Consider the following 20,677-nt stretch of genomic DNA (forward strand, 5'->3'; position numbering starts at 1 on the left):
TCTTTTTTACGCTACAATAGGTCAATTCAGGTTAACGATATCAGTGTTATGCGCCGACTAACTCTTTGGTTTTTATTTCTCATTTTTACCTCTGCTAATGCGCTCAGTAGCCAAGAGCGTTTTACAGATATTGTGGCTAATGAAGTCCCTGCGGATATTCGCCAGAAGGGTTTCATTTACTGTGTGAATGGGATTGTGACAACATTTAACCCTCAACTCGTCAGTAGTGGGTTAATCGTTGATCCGCTAGGTGCGCAAATTTATGACCGCTTATTGGATGTCGACCCGTTCACATATCGGCTAATTCCCGAATTAGCCGAGCGCTGGGAAGTGCTTGATAACGGCGCAACGTATCGCCTTTACCTAAGAAAAGATGTTAAATTCCAAGAGACACCTTGGTTTACTCCTTCACGTAATATGAATGCAAATGACGTCGTTTTTAGCTTTGCCCGGATGTTTGAGGTTAACCATCCTTATCATTATATTAATGGCGGGCGTTATCCTTACTTTGACAGCCTGCAATTTGCCAGCAGTGTGCAAAGCATTCGCAAAATCAATAATTACACCGTGGAATTTCGTTTGAATTCCCCAGATGCTTCATTCTTATGGCATTTAGCAACTCATTATGCCCCTATTCTCTCGGCACAGTATGCTGACTCACTATCAAGCGTTAATCGCCAAGAGTTAATTGATTGGCGCCCCGTCGGTACAGGCCCATTTAAACTGGATGACTACCAAGCCGGGCAATTTGTACGCTTGTTAAGAAATGACCATTATTGGAAAGGCCAACCTCGTATGGAGGAGGTTATCGTTGATATGGGTGCAGGTGGTACAGGGCGTATCTCAAAACTCCTAACGGGAGAGTGTGATGTGTTAGCTTATCCTGCCGCTAGCCAATTAAAAGTCCTACGTGATGATCCTCGCCTGCGCATTTCCATGCGTTCAGGGATGAATATTGCATATTTAGCCTTTAATACCAGCAAGCCACCGCTGGACCAGCTCAAAGTTCGCCAAGCGATTGCTTACGCCATTAATAATGAGCGACTTATGCAATCGATTTATTATGGTACCGCAGAAACCGCCGCATCTATCTTGCCTCGTGCATCTTGGGCCTATGATAACCAAGCGAAAATTACCGATTACAACCCTGAGCTTTCCAAACAAATGCTGCAAGATATGGGGTTAGAAAATCTAAAATTAGATTTGTGGGTACCTATCGCTTCCCAGTCATATAACCCAAGCCCATTAAAAATGGCAGAGCTTATTCAAGCTGACTTAGCCCAAGTTGGCATCACCATGAATATCCGCTCCGTTGAAGGTCGTTTCCAAGAAAATCAGCTGATGGACAGAACCCATGACATGACATTAGCGGGCTGGACAACAGACAGTAACGACCCAGATAGCTTTTTCCGCCCATTGCTCAGCTGCGCAGCAATTAGCTCACAAACCAACTTAAGCCATTGGTGTAACCCTATCTTTGATGATATTTTGCATAAAGCGCTGTTGACCCAACAATTAGCCTCACGGATTGATTACTACCATCAGGCACAGCAAATTTTAGGTGAAGACTTGCCCATTTTGCCATTGGCTTATTCATTACGCTTACAAGCATACCGTTATGATATGAAAGGGCTCGTGATCAGTGCTTTTGGAAATACTTCATTTGCTGGCGTGTACCGTGAAATGGAGCAAAAACCGAAAGTGGCAGCGAAAAAACAAGAGGCGCAACCATGATTATCTACTCATTACGTCGCTTTTTACTGTTACTGGTCACCGTATTCTTTTTGTCATTGGTGAGTTTTAGCCTCAGCTACTTCACTCCTAATGCCCCGCTCAGTGGTGCCTCTCTCATTGATGCGTATATTTTTTACTTTGACGGTTTATTGCATTTTGATTTTGGCGTGTCCAGCATTAATGGCGAACCAATCACTGAACAGCTAAAAGACACATTTCCAGCCACCATGGAGTTGTGTATTTTGGCCTTTGTTTTTGCCTTAACCACGGGTATTCCCCTTGGGATTATCGCTGCATTTTGGCGCAATAAACCCGCCGATATAGCCATTAGCGTGTTTGCCTTACTAGGCTTTTCCGTTCCCGTGTTTGTTTTAGCCTTAGTGCTCACCCTATTTTTCTCATTACACCTTGGCTGGCTCCCTGTTTCTGGCCGAATTGACCTCTTATATAACCTAAAACCCGTAACTGGCTTTGCCTTGATTGATGCATGGTTGTCTGACTCTCCTTATCGCAAAGAGATGATAATTAACGTCTTAGAACATATGATTTTACCTGTACTTACCCTCGCGTTAGCACCAACCACTGAAGTCATTCGCTTAGTCAGAAACAGTACGGAAGAAATCGCGAGCGAAAACTATATAAAAGCGGCTGCAATTCGCGGGCTTTCGCGCCTGAAAATTATTCGCCGCCATATTTTTCATAATGCCATTCCCCCAATTATCCCCAAGCTTGGCCTGCAATTTTCCACTATGCTTACACTCACGATGGTTACTGAATTGGTATTTAACTGGCCGGGACTTGGCCGCTGGCTCGTTACTGCGATCCGCCAGGAAGATTATTCTGCCATTTCAGCGGGAGTGATGTTAATTGGTGCATTAGTCATTACAGTCAACGTGCTTTCTGATATTTTAGGCGCGATGATGGACCCGTTAAAACATAAGGATTGGTATGTCCTCAGATAATTTTTATCGTGAACAGAAAATGCCATCCCCAACACGGGTGGTATGGAATTTATTCTCATCGGATATCGTTTCGATGGTTGGCTTTTTTGGTGTGTTATTTTTGCTTACTTTGTGTTTTATTGGCTCTTACCTCGCGCCTTATGCCTTAGACCAGCAATTTTTAGGGTATCAATTAACGCCCCCATCATGGTCACACTACGGTGAAGTTGCTTTCTTCTTCGGTACTGATGATCTTGGGCGTGATATCTTAAGCCGCTTATTAATAGGAACTAAATCCACATTTGGTTCTGCTATTTTTGTCACCTTTATTGCTACCGTTATTGGTTTAGTTTTAGGCTGCCTAGCAGGGATGACGAAAGGGTTAAAATCTGCCGTCTTTAACCATATCCTCGACACACTGTTATCCATCCCATCATTACTCTTAGCGATTATTGTTGTCGCATTTATGGGAGCGAGTCTTGAAAATGCCATGTTGGCTATCTGTCTTGCATTAATCCCGCGGATGGTAAGGACAATTTACGTTGCTGTACATGATGAACTAGACAAAGAATATATTGTTGCTGCCCGCCTTGATGGGGCATCTAACATCTTTATTTTATGGTATACCGTCTTACCTAACATTACCCCTATCTTAGTCACGGAATTAACCCGTGCTTTGTCTATCGCTATCCTTGATATTGCCGCTTTAGGCTTTTTGGATTTAGGTGCTCAGTTACCCTCTTCAGAGTGGGGAGCTATGTTAGGTGATACCTTAGAATTGATTTACGTTGCACCTTGGACGGTGATCTTACCCGGCGTTGCAATTATGATAAGTGTTTTATTTGTGAACTTACTGGGTGACGGTTTGCACCGCGCCATCAATGCGGGAGTTGAATAATGCCACTCTTAGACATCCGCAATTTAACGATTGAATTTATGACTGCCAATGGCCCTGTCAAAGCCGTTGACCGTGTCTCGATGACGCTTTCTGAAGGTGAGATACGTGGTTTAGTCGGCGAATCTGGTTCAGGGAAAAGCTTGATAGCTAAAGCCATTTGTGGTGTAACCAAAGATAATATCCGCGTTACTGCTGACCGCTTTCGCTTCCAAGACATTGACTTATTAAAGCTTAGCCCGCGCAAACGCCGTAAGCTAATTGGCCACAATATTTCAATGATTTTCCAAGAACCACAATCGTGCCTTGACCCTGCAGCTGATATTGGTAAGCAGTTGATTCAATCCATTCCGGGTTGGACATACAAAGGTCGTTGGTGGCAACGTTTCAATTGGCGAAAACGTCGTGCGATTGAGCTTTTGCATCGAGTTGGTATTAAAGACCATAAAGATATCATGCACAGTTATCCTTATGAGCTCACCGATGGCGAATGCCAAAAAGTGATGATAGCCATCGCTATCGCTAATCAACCTCGCTTATTAATTGCAGATGAACCCACAAATGCCATGGAATCCACTACGCAAGCGCAAATTTTTCGTCTGCTCGATAAGCTGAATCAAAACAATAACATGGGAATTTTGTTAATCAGCCATGATATGGAAATGATGTCAAAGTTAGTCGACCGAATTAATGTTTTATATTGCGGGCAAACCGTGGAAAGTGCGACGCCTGAAGATATTCTGCAACGCCCTCGTCACCCTTATACCCAAGCCTTAATCCGTTCCATTCCTGATTTTGAAAGCCCAATCCCCCACAAAGGGCGATTAAACACCTTGCCCGGGGCAATTCCTTCCTTAGAGCATTTACCAATTGGCTGCCGGCTTGGCCCTCGTTGCCCTTATGCACAGCGCACCTGTATTGAAGCTCCGCAGCTACGTAATATCAAAAACCATTTAGTGGCTTGCCATTACCCACTCAATACTGAGGAGCAACCCTAATGGAAACGTTATTAGAAGTCCGTAACCTAACAAAAACGTTCCGCTTTCGTGAAGGTTTGTTTCATCGTCACGAGCTGCAAGCCGTGAAGCCGATTAGCTTTAATTTGCAAGCAGGCCAGACTCTTGCAATCATTGGGGCGAATGGCTCGGGAAAATCAACGTTAGCACGTATGCTTTCAGGGGTTGTTGAGCCCACCAGCGGAGATATTATGATCCGCGGGCAGCGCCTAAACTTTGGCGACTACAGTTACCGTAGCCAGCGTATTCGTATGATTTTCCAAGACCCAAGCACATCGCTAAACCCTCGGCAGCGCATCGGGCAAACCCTTGAATTACCCTTAAAATTAAACACAGATTTAACCGGTATAGAACGTGAAAGGCGGATCATCCAAACATTGCGCCAAGTCGGCTTACTGGCCGATCACGCAGAATATTACCCCCATATGCTTGCATCAGGGCAAAAACAGCGCATCGCCCTTGCCCGCGCACTCATTTTACAACCTGAGATTATTGTGGCGGATGAAGCGTTGGCCTCACTTGACATGTCCATGCGCTCGCAAATTATTAACTTAATGCTCGATTTACAAGCCAAACATGACATCGCCTATATTTATGTCACTCAACACCTTGGGATGATGAAGCATATTAGCGATAAAATGTTAGTGATGGATAAAGGCGAGGTTGTGGAACGAGGCAATACCGCGGAAGTACTTGCCGCCCCACTTCATGATGTAACCCGCCGTTTAATTGAAAGTCATTTCGGCGAACCCTTGTCGATTGATGCATGGCGGCAAGACTTGTAATCATATGTGTTGGCAATATTAGCGAGCCACAGTAACGTTCGCCTTAATATGTTTAAGGTGAACGACAATCGTAAAGGTCACAATCACCAATAGAGACCACGCTCCCCATTTTCCTGCATGAACCATTGACCAAGCCCCAATTTGGTTGGGATATTGCCAAACCCCGAAAAAAGTCCCAAAGTTTTCGGCAAGCCAGATAAAAAAGCCAATTAGCATGAAGGCGAGCAACAGTGGCATTTTTCGCTCTTTATCAAGTGGTGTGTAAAACACCACACTTCGCGCGTACAGGCCAAAAATAAATGCCGTTAAGTACCAGCGATAATCATCAATATAATGGTGGCTGAAAAAATTAATATAAATCGCTAGCGCGACACAGGTTGCCATCCAATATGGTGGATAATGTTCGATTCTAACCTTAAAAAAGCGCCATGATTGAATAATATAACTCCCTACCGCTGCATACATAAACCCAGTAAAGAGTGGCACGCCCCAAAGTTTTGTAAAAGCCTCGTCAGGATATTGCCATGAACCAATAGTAGCTGACGTTTTAAACAACTCCATCATAAAACCGACCAAATGAAACACACAAATCGCTTTTAACTCATCCCATGTTTCTAATTTTGACCACACTAATAAGGCTTGAAATGTGACGGCAAAAATCAGCAAAGCATCATAACGAGGTAATCCTAGAATACCTTTAGCAGGCACCAAAAATAACGCTAAAAAGAAAAAACCTGCGAATAAGCAAGAGCGTGCATTGATAAGACCGAAAAACCAAAACTCTAAAATAAAACGCTTAATACCGTGACTCTTATTTGGCGTATGAGCCATGAGTTTTTGGTCTAATTGACCTAAAAAATTGAGCTTATAACTCATACTCCCCATTTATTCACTCACTTATTATTTAAATTTATTATTCATTTTTATGCATCAGTCAGCGGGGGATTTTATCAAATTCGTTTTTGTTTCGATAAGGTAACTATCTTAAATCTCTTTGATTAATTCATTTTCAGCAGAAATATCCAAAATTACACGATTAGGAATTATTCGCTCTTATTTTCATTTAAATTCACTTTTTATGGTGCAGCTCGCACCCGATGGCAATTTGCTAACAGAAAGTAGTGATATACTTAACAAGAGAGATATTTATTTGTGAGTTATTGCCCATTTTATAACTTAGGAGTTCTATGATGAAATTGTATTACGCTCCCGGTGCTTGTTCTCTTTCTCCGCATATTATTTTACGTGAAACTGGATTAGATTTTTCAATTGAACGCGTGAATATCAAAGAGAAAAAAACAGAGAAAGGTGAAGATTTCTTAGCTGTAAACCCGAAAGGCCAAGTTCCTACTCTAGTGTTAGATAATGGAGAGCTACTCACTGAAGGTGCAGTCATTGTTCAGTATCTTGCAGACCAAAAGCCAGATAGAAACCTGATTGCGCTTGCAGGTTCAATGAAACGCTACCATCAAATGGAAGCATTAAACTTCATATCGACTGAGCTTCATAAAAACTTCTCACCTTTATTTACACCAGGAACGCCTGATGAATATAAAGACACGGTGCGAAAAATATTATTAAATAAATTCAAATACGTTGACTCTGTACTAGCAAAACAAGCCTTCTTTGCTGGTGACAGTTTTAGCGTCGCTGATGCTTATTTATTTGCGGTAAGTGGCTGGGCAAAACACGTTGGCCTAGATTTATCAAGCTTAACGCATTTACAAGATTACTTAGTAAAAGTTGCAAAACGCCCGAACGTCCAAGAGGCATTAAAAGCCGAAGGTTTAATCTAAGATTTCAATCATAGCGCCCTAAATCTAAAGGGCGCTATCTCTATTCAACAACCCATAAATCAGAATTCAGTCTACCTGTGTGGCACAAAACTTATGTTCTGGATTAACCATTTTGTCCTGAGCCGCGACGAGTTGGAGCTCGTATTCGCCCATCTCTTTTGTTTTAATCATCACTTCATAGACCGCTGCAGCAACGTGTTCTAGTCCTTTATCTAAAGGTTCACCTTTTAATAAATTCACTAGCATCAAGCCACTCGTCAAATCACCCACACCCACCGGTTGCTTTTCACCAAAATCAACCAATGGACGACTAACGTGCCAGCTATGCTCCGCGGTAACCAAAATCATTTCAAAGCGGTCAGCTCGATAAGCTGCACGACTTAAATGTTTTACGAGAACAATTTTTGGCCCTTTGTGGCAAAGTTCCCTCGCTGCCTCAATAGCCTCTTCGACCGTCTTGATTGTTCTGCCTGCAAGTGTTTCTAGCTCAAGTAAATTTGGCGCAATAACATCACTTGCTGCTAATGCCCTTTCACATAAGAACTCAGCAACACCAGGTGCAACAATACAGCCTTTTTCAGGGTGCCCCATGACAGGATCACAAAAATACAAGGCTTGTGGATTAGCTGTTTTCACTTTTTTCACAATCGCGAGTATATCGTCACCTTGCTCCGCAGAACCGATGTAGCCACTTAGCACAGCATCACAGACTTCAAGCTTGTGAATTTTAGCGAGCCCTTCGACAATATCAGTTAAGTGTTGCGCAGGAAATACAGTTCCCGCCCATTGCGGGTATTGCGTGTGATTAGAAAATTGAACGGTATTAAGTGGCCACACATCTACGCCCATACGGCACATAGGGAATGTAGCAGCACTGTTTCCTGCATGACCGAAAACAACATGGGATTGAATTGATAATACGCTTTTCATTAAGAACCCAGAGAATTGTTATATCGAATGAAGAGAAATCAGTGATTAGCCATTGCTGATATGAACATACTCAACCAATTCAAATTGCATGTTAGCGACAAGAAAAGTTAGCCTAATAAATAGGCCATTCTACTAGCTCACTACAACCAACAGGCATGCAGCTTGAAAAATGTCGAGTATAGCCCGGAAAATACCCCGGGCTGATATTACAAAGGTTAGTCAGAGCTATTTCCAATTAATTAAGCAATCGTTTTTCTTACCACGGCGGATTAAGGTATAACGACCAAACAAGCGATCAGTATCCGTAAAAACATACATAGGCTCAGTTTGTTTTTGACCATTGATAGAAACCGCGTTAGAGCTAATCGCTGTTCTTGCTTGCCCACGGGATGGCGTCAATTCCGAATCCACTAAAGCTTGTTGCAGGTCAGCACCATCTTCTAAAGTGATGCATGGCATACCATCTTGTGCTAATTGCTCAAGGTCCGCTTCAGTTAAGTCAGAAACCGCACCAGAGAATAAACTTTCAGTAATACGTTTAGCTGCGGCTAAACCTGCTTCACCGTGAACTAATTTAGTCACTTGTTCTGCTAAAACGTATTGTGCACGTGGGGCTTTACCACTGTTTTTATCTTCTTCTTCCAACGCATTAATTTCGTCGAGTTCCATAAAGGTGAAGAATTTCAGGAAGCGATAAACGTCTGCATCCGCCGTGTTAATCCAGAACTGGTAGAATTTGTATTGGCTGGTTTTCTTCGGATCTAACCAGACTGCACCACCTTCAGTTTTACCAAATTTAGTGCCATCCGCTTTAGTGATCAATGGAACGGTCATACCAAACACTTGGTTTTGATGAAGGCGACGCGTTAAATCAATACCTGAGGTAATGTTACCCCATTGGTCAGAACCCCCAATTTGCAGCTCTACACCCATTTCATGATTCATATTTGCAAAGTCATAACCTTGTAACAGGTTATACGCAAATTCAGTAAAAGAGATACCAACATCATCACGATTAAGACGTTGCTTAACAGACTCACGGTTAATCATTTGGTTAACAGAAAAATGTTTACCAATATCACGTAAGAAAGTCAGTACATCCATTTTGCCAAACCAATCATAGTTGTTGGCAAGACGTGCGCTGTTATCACCACAATCAAAACTTAAAAATGGTGAAACTTGATTACGGATTTTTTCAACCCACTCTTGAACGGTTTCTGCAGTATTTAATTTACGTTCAGTAGCTTTAAAGCTCGGATCACCAATAAGACCCGTTGCGCCACCTACCAACGCCACAGGCTTGTGCCCGGCTAGTTGGAATCGTTTTAAACACAGCAAGGGAACCAGATGTCCCAAGTGCAAGCTATCAGCGGTAGGATCGAAGCCACAATAGAGAGAGATAGGGCCCTGCGCCAGTCTCTCTGCTAACGCATCCTCATCCGTTACCTGGGCAACGAGGCCCCGCTCTTGCAATTGTTTAATCAGGTTATTGCTAGACATCAATGACTCCATCAGTTGTATTTTGTCTATCTATTTTGGTTTGAATGGCCAACGAGTTTTTGATGAGTATCACAAACCCGCCAGTGTAATTTGTCAGTTTTCTTAAACGAGTCTATAGCATAAAGCGCATATCAATTAAGTGCCAGCTAAAAAACATGATCCTAAGGGGCTAATCTATCAATTTTCCAGCCATCTCCTTCCCGCTGGTATAAAAAACGATCATGCAGGCGGTGAGCACCACCTTGCCAAAATTCGACGCTATCAAATACCACACGAAAGCCTCCCCAAAAACTCGGCAAAGGCACTTCTCCATTCTTAAATTTTTGTTTTAACTCTAAAAATTTACCTTCTAAAATCCCTCTTGCCGAAATTTTAGAGGATTGTGCTGAAGCCCATGCAGCAATTTGGCTATCTTTAGGCCGGCTGTGGAAATATTTAACCACTTCAATCGGGTTTAAACGCTCAGCAACACCCGTAAAATTCACTTGACGTTCAAGTGGATACCACGGGAAGTGCAAGCTTATTTTATTGTTTTTTTCAAGGTGTTGAGCCTTACGACTTCCCATATTGGTATAAAATACCAAGCCTTTATCATCAAAATGCTTTAACAGTACAATACGCTGATATGGCTGCCCTGTTTCGTCCACGGTCGCCACTGACATTGCTGTCGGGTCACTTAACCGCGCCTCACACGCCTGCTTCATCCATAATTCAAAAAGGGTTAATGGATTAGGCGTTAGGTCATTACGCCGAAGCCCGCCTTTTGTGTACTCACGACGGACAGAGGCGAGATCAACTTCATTTATCTCATTCATTTGATATCCTTCAGTTCGGTTATTTTTTATCACTATTTTTAGGGTACACTGCGCCTAAAACAGTTTCTCTTGTCGCCCCTGTCACAGAAGCAAGATTACCGGATAGCCCTGCGACAGTACGCGCAGCTAACCAAGCAAATGCCAAGGCTTCCATGTCATCACCACTCAGACCAAATTTATCACTTGGCGCAACTTCAATACCGGGGAGCAAAGCCGACAACCGCTGCATTAAAAAGGTATTTTTAGCGCCACCACCACAAACAATGAGTCGCTCACTTCCACCGCATAATAAAACTTGTTCAGCGATAGATGCAGCCGTCAATTCACATAATGTTGCTTGGATATCTTGCGCTGAAATGAGGGGGAAATGCATTAAATGCTGGTCTAACCATTGTGCGTTAAAATATTCACGCCCTGTACTTTTTGGTGATGAACGCTTGAAATATGAGTCATTCATCATCACTTTGAGCAATGCATTATCGACCTGACCGCCACTAGCCCACTCGCCATCTTGGTCAAATGCTTTTTGCTGATTACGCCATGTCCAAGTGTCCATCAGCATATTGCCCGGCCCTGTGTCATATCCTTTCACATAAGCGCCTGGGAGTAATGCTGTAATGTTTGCTATCCCTCCGATGTTTAAAACAATACGTTTTTCGGTTGGATGGCCTAAAACAGCTAAGTGGAAGGCTGGCACTAATGGTGCACCTTGACCGCCATAAGCCATATCACGACGTCTAAAATCACCCACTGTCGTGATACCCGTTAACGCAGCAACGCGGTTATTATCACCAAGTTGCATCGTAAATGGCTGCTCTCCGTCTGGCTCGTGCCAAACGGTCTGCCCATGGCAGCCAATAGCAATGATATCTTCGGCTATTAGCCCTGTTTGCACCAATAATTGATTAATCGCGTCCGCATAAAGTGAGCCTAATTCACGGTCTATCTTACCAATCTCAGATAATGTCGTTTCTTGACCTTGACAGATATTCAAAATTCTTTTTTTCAACTCAATCGGAAATATGACACTCAAACTAGCTTGTTCGGCAACAAACTTATCGCTAATTGCAGTGAGAACAACATCAACCCCATCTAAACTGGTTCCTGACATAACCCCTATGTAACGGCCTGACTTAATCATCATTCTTGTTCCTTCAGAGTGCACATTCGCTTTCAATTTCAGTTATTAAAGATTGTGCTTTGAAGGAGAATTTTGTCAACAATTCGATGTAATTTCTCGTGCCGCTTCGCAGGAATAATAAATATTTCTTATCAGGACAAATTTTTCTTTACAACCTAAATAAAAATGGCGTTTTTTAATATATGGATTTAAAATTCTAAATATAATGTTTTGCAATAAAATTATCAGCTAAACATGAAAAGTGTTTTGATTTTGAACGAACCCTATTTGAATGCATTTTAGCTATCAATGCGAAATGACGTTCATAAAATGACGGTTAGAGAGGTATGTTTAACAAACCGTGCCTTACTCGATGAAATATTGTTGAATTTGAGATATTTTACCTAGTGTTTACACTCTATTTAAATCAGAATTAGTAATCTAACCATCGCTTTAAATACCATTATTTTGATACTTGTTGTGTTTATAGTGGAAACAAATATACGATGCTATGTTAGTGCCACAAACAGCAAATCTCATAGGAGTTATTATGCTTAAGAAAGTTTTTGTAGGTGTTGTTGCAGTTGCAGCGTTATCAGGCTGTGTCAATACCAGTACACTTTCTGGTGATACTATTTCAGCCAATGACGCGAAACAGGTTCAGACTGTGACCTATGGTACTGTTTTGAATGCTCGCCCTGTGACTATTCAAGCGGGTGAAGATGGCAATGTCATCGGCGCTATTGGCGGTGCAGTTCTGGGTGGCTTATTAGGCAATACTATTGGTGGTGGTACAGGAAATACTCTTGCAACTGCAGCAGGTGCTATCGCAGGTGGTCTTGCTGGGCAACAAGCACAAGGTGCTTTAAATAGAAGCCAAGGTGTTCAATTAGAGATCCGTTTAGATAGCGGTAAAAATATCGTTGTTGTACAAAAACAAGATCCTAGCGCATTTCGTAATGGCCAACGTGTCATGATTGCAAATAGCGGAAATACCGTTACCGTATCCCCTCGCTAGTGCCATGTTAATGATTAAAGCATGTTCACCGACAACTGTGTCGGTGAACATCACTTATGATTTGCCATTCAATGACATTTAGCAATCAATTACATCGCATTTAGAATAACTTTTTATTAATTAACTAATGATGTTTACGTTAATATTTAGACCTTTGCCTATAAACTAAAAATACTGACTTATTTATTCTACGCAGCAGAGATACATGTTACCATTTTCATAAAAATCTTTTCCATTCTAACTAATGCATTTTCTATTAAGCTAGTTAGCTATGTATTTCGACATAAATAGGGTTAATCCTGTTTTCTATTCACAATAGCTATAACACATTAGAGTGATTTCATTAAAATACCATCGCCATAACTTTCAATTATGGAATAGCCAAAGTTATATGGATTTTATATGCTTTTCATTTAAATCATTTCAAACTAAACGTGCTAATAACAGCCTACTTAGATGGCCATTACTTTACTTATTGCTTTTGAAATTATATAAATCATGAATCACTCTGTAAGCGAATAATGTTTCTTTCAAGTTTTAATAAAAGTTGCGATAACAGGTCAAGTTCCTCTTGGCTAATGTTACTTAAAATTTCAACACGTGTGTTGTTAATCACTTGATCAACAGTTTTAATAAATGGCTCAGATTCCTCGGTTAGTTTGATTCTTTTTGCGCGCCTATCATTTGCACAAGTATGTCTCGAAATAAGTTTTTTTTCCTCTAATTGGTCTAATGTTCTGACTAATGACGGCTGTTCAATACCTATCGCTTTCGCCAATTGAATCTGCGATTGCTCAGGGGGTAACTGGCTGATATTATGTAATGTAACCCAATGAGTTTGCGTAAGTTTTAGTGGCTTTAACCGATGATCAATTAATGATCTCCACATACGAACTACACGTGATAGCTCTGTCCCTATTTGTGATTCCAATTTACCCTCCTTTTATATAATTATAATGTCTAAAAAATATACCAGACTCATATTATTTTTTAAATTATATATTAATTTCCTTTTATGTTTACAACTTTTTATTGACATAGAAGTTAACAAATACCTATTTATAGTGATATTTATCCTGTGGAAAGTGATATGTATCATACTAATAATTATCTATTTCGACATAGAAACCTACCTAGTAAAATACTATAGCCTCTCAATCTTTCTACGAATAAGAATAGCTGGAGTCTTCTTTCGAATCTATCTATTTTAGTCTTTAGCGTAATTATCAATAAAAACAGAAAATACAATTCAATATAAATCCTTAAAAAACAAAACAATATAGTTAATCTTAAAAAGATTCAATATGAAATTCAATTTAACCCAAGCATATTGATTTTTAATAAATAAAATTTAATTGAAATGTAAACACTGAAATTAATAAAATTTAAATAATTAGCAATGAATTAGTTTTAATCAAATATAAATCATATGATTAAAACTACGTATTCCCCCCATTTTATTCATTAAAAAAGCGATTGCTGACTATCCGTAATTTCATCTTGAATAATTTTTTTATTTATCAATCTCAGATACCGCTGACGGCATAATCGAATTATATTGCGTTTTTCTGCATTCGAAAATTTTAACCAATTGAATCTTTCGTCTCGGGTTCGATAACAACCTCGGCAGTAGCCTTGTTCATTTGTTTGGCAGATCCCACCACAAGGGCTAGGTATTTCAAAAAACTCGAGTTGCTCAGCCATCGTTCCCCCCTTCAAATGCAAAAACTATCATAAAGGTATGATATACTCTTGAAAATTGAGTATTACCACTATTTGACTAAAAAATAAACTGCTATCGCTGTATTTAACAATTTAAGCACGTTATATTAATAGGTAAATCGATTCAGGATTATTGAGTAAATTTTAAGAGGTTTATATGCGCTTACTTCATACCATGTTACGTGTTACTGATATGCAACGTTCAATTGACTTTTATACCAAAGTATTAGGAATGCGTTTACTGAGAACGAGTGAAAATACTGAATATAAATATTCTTTAGCTTTCGTTGGCTATAGTGATGAAAGTGAAGGTGCTGTCATTGAGTTAACCTATAATTGGGGCGTTGACAGCTATGATATGGGGAATGCATACGGCCATATTGCTCTAGGTGTCGATGATGTGACTAAAACTTGTGATGATATTCGTCATGCGGGTGGTAATGTCACTCGTGAAGCAGGTCCAGTGAAAGGCGGCTCAACAATTATTGCTTTCGTTGAAGACCCTGATGGCTATAAAATCGAATTGATCGAAAACAAAAGCGCAAGTAAAGGTTTGGGTCATTAATTAGGTACATCATTTAAAGTTTAAGCTGCCTAATGGTTGCTTAAACTTTCTTCTTAGCTTATCTGCCAATTTTTCTTGTTTAGGCATATTATAAGCCAATCAGAAACTTAATAATCGAAAGCCCTAATGTCTGAAAAAAACAATCCGAATGCCCTAGTAAACCGTTTCAGGGGATATTACCCTGTTGTTATTGATGTTGAAACAGGTGGGTTCAACGCAAAAACTGATGGGCTGCTTGAAATTGCAGCTATTACATTAAAAATGGACAAAGATGGCTGGCTCTCTATGGATGAAACGTTACATTTTCATGTAGAGCCATTTGAAGGCGCCAATTTAGAGCCCTCTGCACTTGCTTTTACAGGGATTGACCCGACAAACCCATTGCGGGGAGCTGTCAGTGAATATGAGGCGCTCCATGCGATATTCAAGGTCATTCGCAAAGGCATGAAAAATACTGATTGCAACCGTGCGATAATCGTTGCCCATAACGCAAATTTCGATCACAGCTTTGTCATGAACGCCGCTGAGCGATCGGGGTTAAAACGTAATCCATTTCATCCTTTTGCGACTTTTGATACCGCGGCATTAAGTGGATTAGTGTTTGGTCAAACAATCCTTGCAAAAGCCTGTGTCAGTGCAGGGATCCCATTCGATGGCAAGCAAGCCCATGGTGCACTGTATGATACCAATCGCACCGCGCTTTTATTTTGCGAAATCGTAAATAAATTCAAAAAACTTGGCGGTTGGCCAATTATTGAAGACGAAAAATAAACAAAAAAACCGCAGTAAGTAAACAGTATACTGCTTTTACCTACTGCGGTTTTTGATAACTTATTGCCAGAGCCTATGCGTTAGATTCATCTTCTGGGCGGTATTTATCTGCAGTTTCTTTGATAAGTGATTGCAGCTCACCACGTTGGAACATTTCCATAATAATGTCACAACCACCAACTAGCTCACCATCTACCCATAATTGAGGGAAAGTCGGCCAGTTTGCGTATTTTGGCAATTCAGCTCGAATATCTGGATTTTGTAAAATATCGACATAAGCGAAACGCTCACCACATGAAGATAGGGCTTGAACCGCTTGAGCAGAAAAACCGCAGCTCGGAAGTTTTGGTGAGCCTTTCATGTATAATAAAATTGGGTTTTCTTTAATTTGGCGCTCAATTCTTTCAATTGTTGTCATTTTTACTTCCTTAACATTAACATGATTAGTATATTCATTATAAATCAGCATGTTAGCTTGCATTTAGCCCAAGAAATATACTACATAATACTACACTTCACTCTAAATACATCAATGAGTTACTTTGTAATTTCGAATGAAAAAAGAGGGGTTTACCCCTCCTTTAATTTGTTACTATTGTGACTTATTTATGATTCAAGTCAAATAAATCTATTCGCCTAGCCTTATATCTCTTTCAATACAATTTCAGCTTTGTTTCTCACAATCTCATTTCACCAAATTTCAATATAATCCCGACCAATTCCGATATAACCCTATCTACTGGACACATATCATACGGCCCATACTTGGAGGTCACATGAACAACATTCAGCTACTTTTACTCACCCTAAATTGCATCAACGAAAATAGAGAGCCATCTCACACAGAACAGTCACGTATTTATGTTTTCTATAAAACAGAGATAGAAAGCATGAATATTTCTATAGATATTTTTATGCTAACACTAATGAAAACTTTAGATATGACATTGATAAACTCGCAAAAATCAGAAGATACATTTGATTTTCTTAATGTACATATGAATGATGCAGCTATAAAATCTAAAAGCAGAAGCCTGATGGTAAATAAGGTTGGAGATAAGTTTATTCAAACGACTCAATTAGCTATTGATAAAAAAACTTACTCTCACTGTGTCTAAATAACTGTCGTGAGCAAAGCCGCATATATAGCGGCTTTGGCGTACTATTGGTTTATATATTTACATTGTAATCATCGGATTCTTTACTTATTTCATCAACTATTTGCTCAAAAAAACCACCCGCATTTATGTTAAGGGTCTTTAGCATTGATATCAGCGTATCGATATCAATTTTATTAACACCTCGTTCATAGCGATATAATTGCTGCTCACTTGTACAGCCGCTCAATTTTGCAAACTCACTAGTGGTATATCCTGCATTACGCCTTAGTGTTTTAATTTTCTTTCCTATCAATGTTGACACAGTGCTTTCAGTATTCATACAAAGACTCCATTCAAAATAGCCAAAATCAATAAACTTACTGTTTTTAATGTATCTACTATCAGTTAAAGTATAGTCATCATTTATGACTCTTCCATAAATGATAGTTATATTTTGATATTTTCCGTTTTACTTTGTTATTTTATTGACATTACTGATATTACTTACTATTTATAAATGACATCTTTTATTTCTATATGCATCATTACTGGAAAATAGCGAGGAATATTTATGAATAGAATGCTGATTTCTGCTTGCGTTATAGTAACAAGTACACTGTCCTTTAGCACTTTTGCTGCTGAAAAAACAACTTCAACACCAGAAAGCATGACCTGCAAAGAATACGTGGACCTAAACCCTAAAAGCTGGGCTCCAGTTGCATTATGGGTAACATCAAAAGATACGCAATTTAAAAGTGGGGATTGGGTGGCGCTATCTGAACAGAGCATTGCAGAAGCTCCTTTAATCCTTGAGTTTTGCAAGAAAAAACCTGAAGGCACCCTTCAAGATTATCTTGCTAGCAAAAAATAAATTGTTTTCATTTCTAGAGCCGCTTTTATGCGGCTTATTAAAACTGAAGTGATAATACCAAAATAATATGGTGTACCTCATAAAATTTAGTATGTGATATGATTTCAGCTCCCCTTTCTGTCCATAGAAAAATATACATTAATTAGCTGTAACTCATTAAATTTTCTTATGAATCCACTTGGGTTAAAAAAATGTAATCAAGCTGTAAGGCCAATCATTAGCCTCTATTGATAAAGTATCCTCAATTTATCAATAGAGGATATCCAAATGAAAAAAAGTCTACTTTTATTATTTATTCCTTTTATTTTAGCTCCAGCTGTTTCAATAGCATCAAATAGTATTTTAAGTGTTCATATTCTTAATCAGCAAACAGGGAAGCCAGCCTCTAATGTTGAGGTTACATTAGAGAAAAAGCAGGGAAAAAATTGGGTACTCATAAACACAGAAAAGACAAGTAATGATGGCAGAATTAAGTCTATCTTACCTGATAGTCCTGAGAAACTTTCTATAGGAGACTATAGAGTAATTTTTAAAACTGGTGAATATTTTAAGCAACAAGGTAAACATAGCTTCTTCCCTGAAATCCCCGTTGAATTTCAAATAGATAATTTAGATGAACATTACCATATTCCCTTGCTTTTAAACCAATATGGTTATTCAACATATAGAGGGAATTAACCTTTTCCAACTTATAAACCAATACAGTATTAATCAGGAATTGATACTGTATTCGTATGATATAACTACAAGTAACCATCACATATTACTTTCTCATTTTTTTTAATAGATGCTTTCTCCAAAAAACTAACAACAACAGTATACCTGCAGCTATTAGTATACTTATTGAAAAATGAACTGGTAGTGAAAGAACCAGCCTACTAATAAAATATCCTACAGAAACTATCACAGTCCCCCAAATTGAACCACCGATAAGATTTAATATAAAAAATTTAAATGGCCTTACATCACTAGCACCAATAATAATAGGTCCTATTGTCCGCAATCCATAAGCAAAGCGAATACCTATAACAACCCAATTTTCATTTTGCTGAATATATTTTTGCACATATGCTATTTTATCTTTTTGGGTCTGGAGTTTGGGTAAAATTTGCGCACCAAAATAACGACCTATAAAAAACAGTATATTATCACTAACGATCCCACCTAAAGAGGCTGCTATAACTACTTTAGGGTAAGAAAGTAATTGATTATGTGCGGCTATACCCGATAAAAAAGCTACCGTTTCTCCCTCAATCATTGAACCCAGAAAGACAGCTAAGTATCCATATTCAATTATCCAGTGAGATAATGCCTCCGACATATTATGATTAACCTTTATTATGAAGTTTATCAACAACTATAAATATCATGTAATTAGTTCAATTGCGAGAATTAAATAAATCCACCATATACTGGCATAACCATCACTTTATCACTCCTCCTTATATAGCAAAAACCAACTGTTTAAAGTTGGCTTTTGCTATATAACTCAAGTAAAATTAAATTCCATCTAAATAAACTTACTTTATATCTCCATTATATACAATTATAGTTTTATATATATCCAGATTACTAAAAAAAACCCCAACATCAACATCTAATACTTTTAATATAGCTACTGCTTCCGCTATTCCTATCTTATCAATTTCATATTCATAACGATATAGTTGCTGCTCACTCTCTATTCCCGCCATTCTTGATAGCTCAAACACTGATAACCCAGCTTTTATCCTCAATTGACGAAGACTGCAAGCAATATGATTTGAAATCGAATTTTGGTTACTCATTAAACATCTCCTATTATTAATTAGTATTTACATAAAAAGCCTTGAAGATAGCGAGCTGTTTTATGGACTAATTAATAATATATGGAAATATTTACTTTATATCGTATGCTGTAAGTATTAAAAACCTCATTACTCGACTTCCAACTCTACCTTTGCATACTCTTTAGCTGCCTATTTAGTAAGTAATTGAATACCAAAATTGAAGAATTCACATGATTAGATAATGTTCTAAATGTGCCAACTACTCAGGCTGGCACATTAGTTTTTTCTTATTTAGATAGTTGCTATTAACAAACTTTAATTTATATCAGTTTACGATCAACCTACCATGTAAAGGTTGGGTTGGCCGATTATTTGAATGTCCCAGAGCTTTTTGAAATTTCTTTATTTGTTCTTTTGATGCACTTATAGGCTGTTTCATGACTAACCATACTACACCTTCAGTGCATGGCGGAGTAGTTAAAGAACCGCTAAAACGATAATAGCTTTTGTCATCTGGATAAAGTGCTGTTAAGTCAATATTTTTATCTAACTGTTTCTCGTGATTTTTTTCTTTTGGTATATTACTCAATACTTGCTCTATAGCTAGGTTAGCTTCACCTTCTTCTAACATGATTGCTAGCACGGCAACTCCCCCATCACGTTTAGAATGAACAAAATGCAGCTCCAATGGATATTGTTTGCCTTTTATTTCATTTTCGCTTGGGCTATGAAAGTGAAATTGTTTTAATTGATAAGTTGCCCCATCAATAGAAAAATCATCATCATCATTAACATTGATTTGTATTGAATGCCCATTGTTGATAATTTTTTGTGCGTGCGTATGTATATTTATATCTAATGGTTTTAATTTCCCATCAATAACATTATCAATATTAATTGGTGATTGATTAAATCCACTTTCACAAACTTTAAATTCGTCACTCAATTTTCCCCAATGTTCAGGTGCACCACTACCTTCGTAAGTCCATAATGAATTAGCTTGTGATGAAAAAGTAAAAGCAGCCAAAATAAATAACATGGATTTATTATAACTCATGCGATAATAACTCAGGTTGTTAATGTGAGTTTTAAAGTTACACTTTGATTCACACCAATGGCACTGGGATTTATCTTATTATTTTAGATAACAGCATGCCTTACCAAAAATAAAGCATGCAATACCCCGCTGTAACTATAGTATTATTCAAAAATTAGCCTAAACATCTATGTCCATTTCCGCTAATCGCTCTGCTTCTATCTTAGCGAGTCTCTCAGCTTCAGCTTGCTTTTGATTGTAGAGTGAGTTAGGTGGCATTTCGACACGCATGT

General features: G+C 38.9%; 24 protein-coding genes. 12 read left to right on the top strand and 12 right to left on the bottom strand.

The genetic code is table 11. The annotated features are described in order from the left end of the window. The first annotated feature begins 48 nt into the window (after positions 1–48). From sapA to sapF, 5 genes are read left to right on the top strand one after another with little or no spacing between them, the layout of a single operon-like run. Positions 49–1,734: an ABC transporter substrate-binding protein SapA gene (gene sapA / locus ABWP91_RS16420; protein ID WP_353244155.1), complete on the top strand. Its 1,686-nt coding sequence runs from the start codon at positions 49–51 to the stop codon at positions 1,732–1,734. Beyond that, positions 1,731–2,696, top strand: coding sequence for a putrescine export ABC transporter permease SapB (gene sapB, locus ABWP91_RS16425; protein WP_353244156.1), 966 nt, complete (start codon positions 1,731–1,733; stop codon positions 2,694–2,696). Before sapA ends, sapB begins: the two co-directional genes overlap by 4 nt. Then, positions 2,683–3,573: a putrescine export ABC transporter permease SapC gene (gene sapC, locus ABWP91_RS16430; protein ID WP_353244157.1), complete on the top strand. Its 891-nt coding sequence runs from the start codon at positions 2,683–2,685 to the stop codon at positions 3,571–3,573. The genes sapB and sapC overlap by 14 nt, the downstream gene beginning before the upstream one ends. Next, a complete protein-coding gene (gene sapD, locus ABWP91_RS16435) occupies positions 3,573–4,568 on the top strand; it encodes a putrescine export ABC transporter ATP-binding protein SapD (protein WP_206084058.1) in 996 nt (331 codons plus the stop codon). The genes sapC and sapD overlap by 1 nt, the downstream gene beginning before the upstream one ends. Further along, the gene (gene sapF / locus ABWP91_RS16440; protein WP_206084057.1) at positions 4,568–5,371 is read left to right on the top strand and encodes a putrescine export ABC transporter ATP-binding protein SapF; all 804 of its coding nucleotides are present in this window, start codon (positions 4,568–4,570) and stop codon (positions 5,369–5,371) included. The genes sapD and sapF overlap by 1 nt, the downstream gene beginning before the upstream one ends. Positions 5,372–5,389: 18 nt before the next feature. Here the strand turns inward: sapF and ABWP91_RS16445 are convergent, their stop codons facing one another. Then, on the bottom strand, positions 5,390–6,256 hold the full coding sequence (locus ABWP91_RS16445) for a DUF817 domain-containing protein (protein WP_353244158.1): 867 nt from the start codon (positions 6,254–6,256) through the stop codon (positions 5,390–5,392). 305 nt (positions 6,257–6,561) lie between these two features. On the opposite strand from ABWP91_RS16445, the gene gstA reads away from it, so the two are divergent. Beyond that, complete coding sequence (gene gstA, locus ABWP91_RS16450) at positions 6,562–7,167, top strand: glutathione transferase GstA (RefSeq protein ID WP_353244176.1); 606 nt, start codon at positions 6,562–6,564, stop codon at positions 7,165–7,167. A gap of 66 nt (positions 7,168–7,233) precedes the next feature. Here the strand turns inward: gstA and pdxY are convergent, their stop codons facing one another. The 4 genes from pdxY to anmK form a co-directional block, all read right to left on the bottom strand. Further along, positions 7,234–8,097, bottom strand: a complete 864-nt coding sequence (pdxY, locus tag ABWP91_RS16455; RefSeq protein ID WP_353244159.1) for a pyridoxal kinase PdxY — start codon at positions 8,095–8,097, stop codon at positions 7,234–7,236. A 225-nt stretch (positions 8,098–8,322) separates the two neighbouring features. Beyond that, positions 8,323–9,597: a tyrosine--tRNA ligase gene (gene tyrS, locus ABWP91_RS16460; protein WP_353244160.1), complete on the bottom strand. Its 1,275-nt coding sequence runs from the start codon at positions 9,595–9,597 to the stop codon at positions 8,323–8,325. Positions 9,598–9,758: 161 nt separating this feature from the next. Next, positions 9,759–10,412, bottom strand: coding sequence for a pyridoxamine 5'-phosphate oxidase (gene pdxH / locus ABWP91_RS16465; RefSeq protein ID WP_353244161.1), 654 nt, complete (start codon positions 10,410–10,412; stop codon positions 9,759–9,761). Between the two features lie 19 nt (positions 10,413–10,431). Continuing rightward, positions 10,432–11,553: an anhydro-N-acetylmuramic acid kinase gene (gene anmK, locus ABWP91_RS16470; RefSeq protein WP_353244177.1), complete on the bottom strand. Its 1,122-nt coding sequence runs from the start codon at positions 11,551–11,553 to the stop codon at positions 10,432–10,434. Positions 11,554–12,082: 529 nt separating this feature from the next. Between anmK and ABWP91_RS16475 the strand changes: the two genes are divergently transcribed. Then, positions 12,083–12,550 (top strand): outer membrane lipoprotein, encoded by a 468-nt coding sequence (locus ABWP91_RS16475; protein WP_219248657.1) that lies wholly within the window; start codon positions 12,083–12,085, stop codon positions 12,548–12,550. A gap of 496 nt (positions 12,551–13,046) precedes the next feature. Here ABWP91_RS16475 and slyA read toward each other — a convergent pair whose 3' ends face one another. Together slyA and ABWP91_RS16485 are read right to left on the bottom strand one after the other, a co-directional pair. Next, entirely contained in the window at positions 13,047–13,481 is a 435-nt protein-coding gene (gene slyA, locus ABWP91_RS16480; RefSeq protein WP_353244162.1) for a transcriptional regulator SlyA, read from the bottom strand. Between the two features lie 533 nt (positions 13,482–14,014). Next, positions 14,015–14,254, bottom strand: coding sequence for a DUF1289 domain-containing protein (locus ABWP91_RS16485; protein ID WP_353244163.1), 240 nt, complete (start codon positions 14,252–14,254; stop codon positions 14,015–14,017). A 175-nt stretch (positions 14,255–14,429) separates the two neighbouring features. Here ABWP91_RS16485 and gloA point away from each other — a divergent pair, with 175 nt between their 5' ends. Both gloA and rnt read left to right on the top strand, forming a co-directional pair. Further along, complete coding sequence (gene gloA / locus ABWP91_RS16490) at positions 14,430–14,837, top strand: lactoylglutathione lyase (protein ID WP_353244164.1); 408 nt, start codon at positions 14,430–14,432, stop codon at positions 14,835–14,837. Between the two features lie 126 nt (positions 14,838–14,963). Continuing rightward, positions 14,964–15,608 carry a ribonuclease T gene (gene rnt, locus ABWP91_RS16495; RefSeq protein ID WP_353244165.1) on the top strand — a complete coding sequence of 215 codons (645 nt, stop codon included), beginning with the start codon at positions 14,964–14,966 and terminating at the stop codon, positions 15,606–15,608. A gap of 73 nt (positions 15,609–15,681) precedes the next feature. Here the strand turns inward: rnt and ABWP91_RS16500 are convergent, their stop codons facing one another. Next, entirely contained in the window at positions 15,682–16,026 is a 345-nt protein-coding gene (locus ABWP91_RS16500) for a Grx4 family monothiol glutaredoxin (protein ID WP_353244166.1), read from the bottom strand. A gap of 358 nt (positions 16,027–16,384) precedes the next feature. Between ABWP91_RS16500 and ABWP91_RS16505 the strand changes: the two genes are divergently transcribed. Continuing rightward, on the top strand, positions 16,385–16,726 hold the full coding sequence (locus ABWP91_RS16505; RefSeq protein WP_353244167.1) for a hypothetical protein: 342 nt from the start codon (positions 16,385–16,387) through the stop codon (positions 16,724–16,726). Between the two features lie 52 nt (positions 16,727–16,778). Here ABWP91_RS16505 and ABWP91_RS16510 read toward each other — a convergent pair whose 3' ends face one another. After that, a complete protein-coding gene (locus ABWP91_RS16510) occupies positions 16,779–17,048 on the bottom strand; it encodes a helix-turn-helix domain-containing protein (protein ID WP_273804213.1) in 270 nt (89 codons plus the stop codon). A gap of 231 nt (positions 17,049–17,279) precedes the next feature. Here ABWP91_RS16510 and ABWP91_RS16515 point away from each other — a divergent pair, with 231 nt between their 5' ends. Further along, positions 17,280–17,579 (top strand): HdeA/HdeB family chaperone, encoded by a 300-nt coding sequence (locus ABWP91_RS16515; protein ID WP_353244168.1) that lies wholly within the window; start codon positions 17,280–17,282, stop codon positions 17,577–17,579. Between the two features lie 267 nt (positions 17,580–17,846). Further along, a complete protein-coding gene (uraH, locus tag ABWP91_RS16520; RefSeq protein WP_353244169.1) occupies positions 17,847–18,257 on the top strand; it encodes a hydroxyisourate hydrolase in 411 nt (136 codons plus the stop codon). An 85-nt stretch (positions 18,258–18,342) separates the two neighbouring features. On the opposite strand, the gene ABWP91_RS16525 is transcribed toward uraH, so the two are convergent. From ABWP91_RS16525 to ABWP91_RS16535, 3 genes are all read right to left on the bottom strand, one after another. Beyond that, positions 18,343–18,900, bottom strand: a complete 558-nt coding sequence (locus tag ABWP91_RS16525; protein WP_353244170.1) for a DedA family protein — start codon at positions 18,898–18,900, stop codon at positions 18,343–18,345. A 199-nt stretch (positions 18,901–19,099) separates the two neighbouring features. Further along, positions 19,100–19,366 carry a helix-turn-helix domain-containing protein gene (locus ABWP91_RS16530; RefSeq protein WP_353244171.1) on the bottom strand — a complete coding sequence of 89 codons (267 nt, stop codon included), beginning with the start codon at positions 19,364–19,366 and terminating at the stop codon, positions 19,100–19,102. A 307-nt stretch (positions 19,367–19,673) separates the two neighbouring features. Continuing rightward, complete coding sequence (locus ABWP91_RS16535) at positions 19,674–20,405, bottom strand: carbonic anhydrase (RefSeq protein WP_353244172.1); 732 nt, start codon at positions 20,403–20,405, stop codon at positions 19,674–19,676. Between the last annotated feature and the right edge of the window lie 272 nt (positions 20,406–20,677).

The organism is Providencia sp. (genome assembly GCF_040396775.1).
In the GTDB taxonomy this organism is placed as follows: Bacteria; Pseudomonadota; Gammaproteobacteria; order Enterobacterales; family Enterobacteriaceae; genus Providencia.

Bases quoted from the DNA above. Each gene is read 5' to 3' on its own strand.
- tyrS (WP_353244160.1), bottom strand. From the start codon at position 9,597: ATGTCTAGCAATAACCTGATTAAACAATTGCAAGAGCGGGGCCTCGTT.
- ABWP91_RS16475 (WP_219248657.1), top strand. From the start codon at position 12,083: ATGCTTAAGAAAGTTTTTGTAGGTGTTGTTGCAGTTGCAGCGTTATCA.
- ABWP91_RS16485 (WP_353244163.1), bottom strand. From the start codon at position 14,254: ATGGCTGAGCAACTCGAGTTTTTTGAAATACCTAGCCCTTGTGGTGGG.
- ABWP91_RS16535 (WP_353244172.1), bottom strand. From the start codon at position 20,405: ATGAGTTATAATAAATCCATGTTATTTATTTTGGCTGCTTTTACTTTT.
- rnt (WP_353244165.1), top strand. From the start codon at position 14,964: ATGTCTGAAAAAAACAATCCGAATGCCCTAGTAAACCGTTTCAGGGGA.
- ABWP91_RS16525 (WP_353244170.1), bottom strand. From the start codon at position 18,900: ATGTCGGAGGCATTATCTCACTGGATAATTGAATATGGATACTTAGCT.
- ABWP91_RS16510 (WP_273804213.1), bottom strand. From the start codon at position 17,048: ATGAATACTGAAAGCACTGTGTCAACATTGATAGGAAAGAAAATTAAA.
- sapA (WP_353244155.1), top strand. From the start codon at position 49: ATGCGCCGACTAACTCTTTGGTTTTTATTTCTCATTTTTACCTCTGCT.
- uraH (WP_353244169.1), top strand. From the start codon at position 17,847: ATGAAAAAAAGTCTACTTTTATTATTTATTCCTTTTATTTTAGCTCCA.
- sapD (WP_206084058.1), top strand. From the start codon at position 3,573: ATGCCACTCTTAGACATCCGCAATTTAACGATTGAATTTATGACTGCC.
- ABWP91_RS16500 (WP_353244166.1), bottom strand. From the start codon at position 16,026: ATGACAACAATTGAAAGAATTGAGCGCCAAATTAAAGAAAACCCAATT.
- gstA (WP_353244176.1), top strand. From the start codon at position 6,562: ATGAAATTGTATTACGCTCCCGGTGCTTGTTCTCTTTCTCCGCATATT.
- anmK (WP_353244177.1), bottom strand. From the start codon at position 11,553: ATGATTAAGTCAGGCCGTTACATAGGGGTTATGTCAGGAACCAGTTTA.
- ABWP91_RS16515 (WP_353244168.1), top strand. From the start codon at position 17,280: ATGAATAGAATGCTGATTTCTGCTTGCGTTATAGTAACAAGTACACTG.
- pdxY (WP_353244159.1), bottom strand. From the start codon at position 8,097: ATGAAAAGCGTATTATCAATTCAATCCCATGTTGTTTTCGGTCATGCA.
- ABWP91_RS16505 (WP_353244167.1), top strand. From the start codon at position 16,385: ATGAACAACATTCAGCTACTTTTACTCACCCTAAATTGCATCAACGAA.
- gloA (WP_353244164.1), top strand. From the start codon at position 14,430: ATGCGCTTACTTCATACCATGTTACGTGTTACTGATATGCAACGTTCA.
- sapB (WP_353244156.1), top strand. From the start codon at position 1,731: ATGATTATCTACTCATTACGTCGCTTTTTACTGTTACTGGTCACCGTA.
- ABWP91_RS16445 (WP_353244158.1), bottom strand. From the start codon at position 6,256: ATGGGGAGTATGAGTTATAAGCTCAATTTTTTAGGTCAATTAGACCAA.
- pdxH (WP_353244161.1), bottom strand. From the start codon at position 10,412: ATGAATGAGATAAATGAAGTTGATCTCGCCTCTGTCCGTCGTGAGTAC.
- sapC (WP_353244157.1), top strand. From the start codon at position 2,683: ATGTCCTCAGATAATTTTTATCGTGAACAGAAAATGCCATCCCCAACA.
- ABWP91_RS16530 (WP_353244171.1), bottom strand. From the start codon at position 19,366: ATGAGTAACCAAAATTCGATTTCAAATCATATTGCTTGCAGTCTTCGT.
- sapF (WP_206084057.1), top strand. From the start codon at position 4,568: ATGGAAACGTTATTAGAAGTCCGTAACCTAACAAAAACGTTCCGCTTT.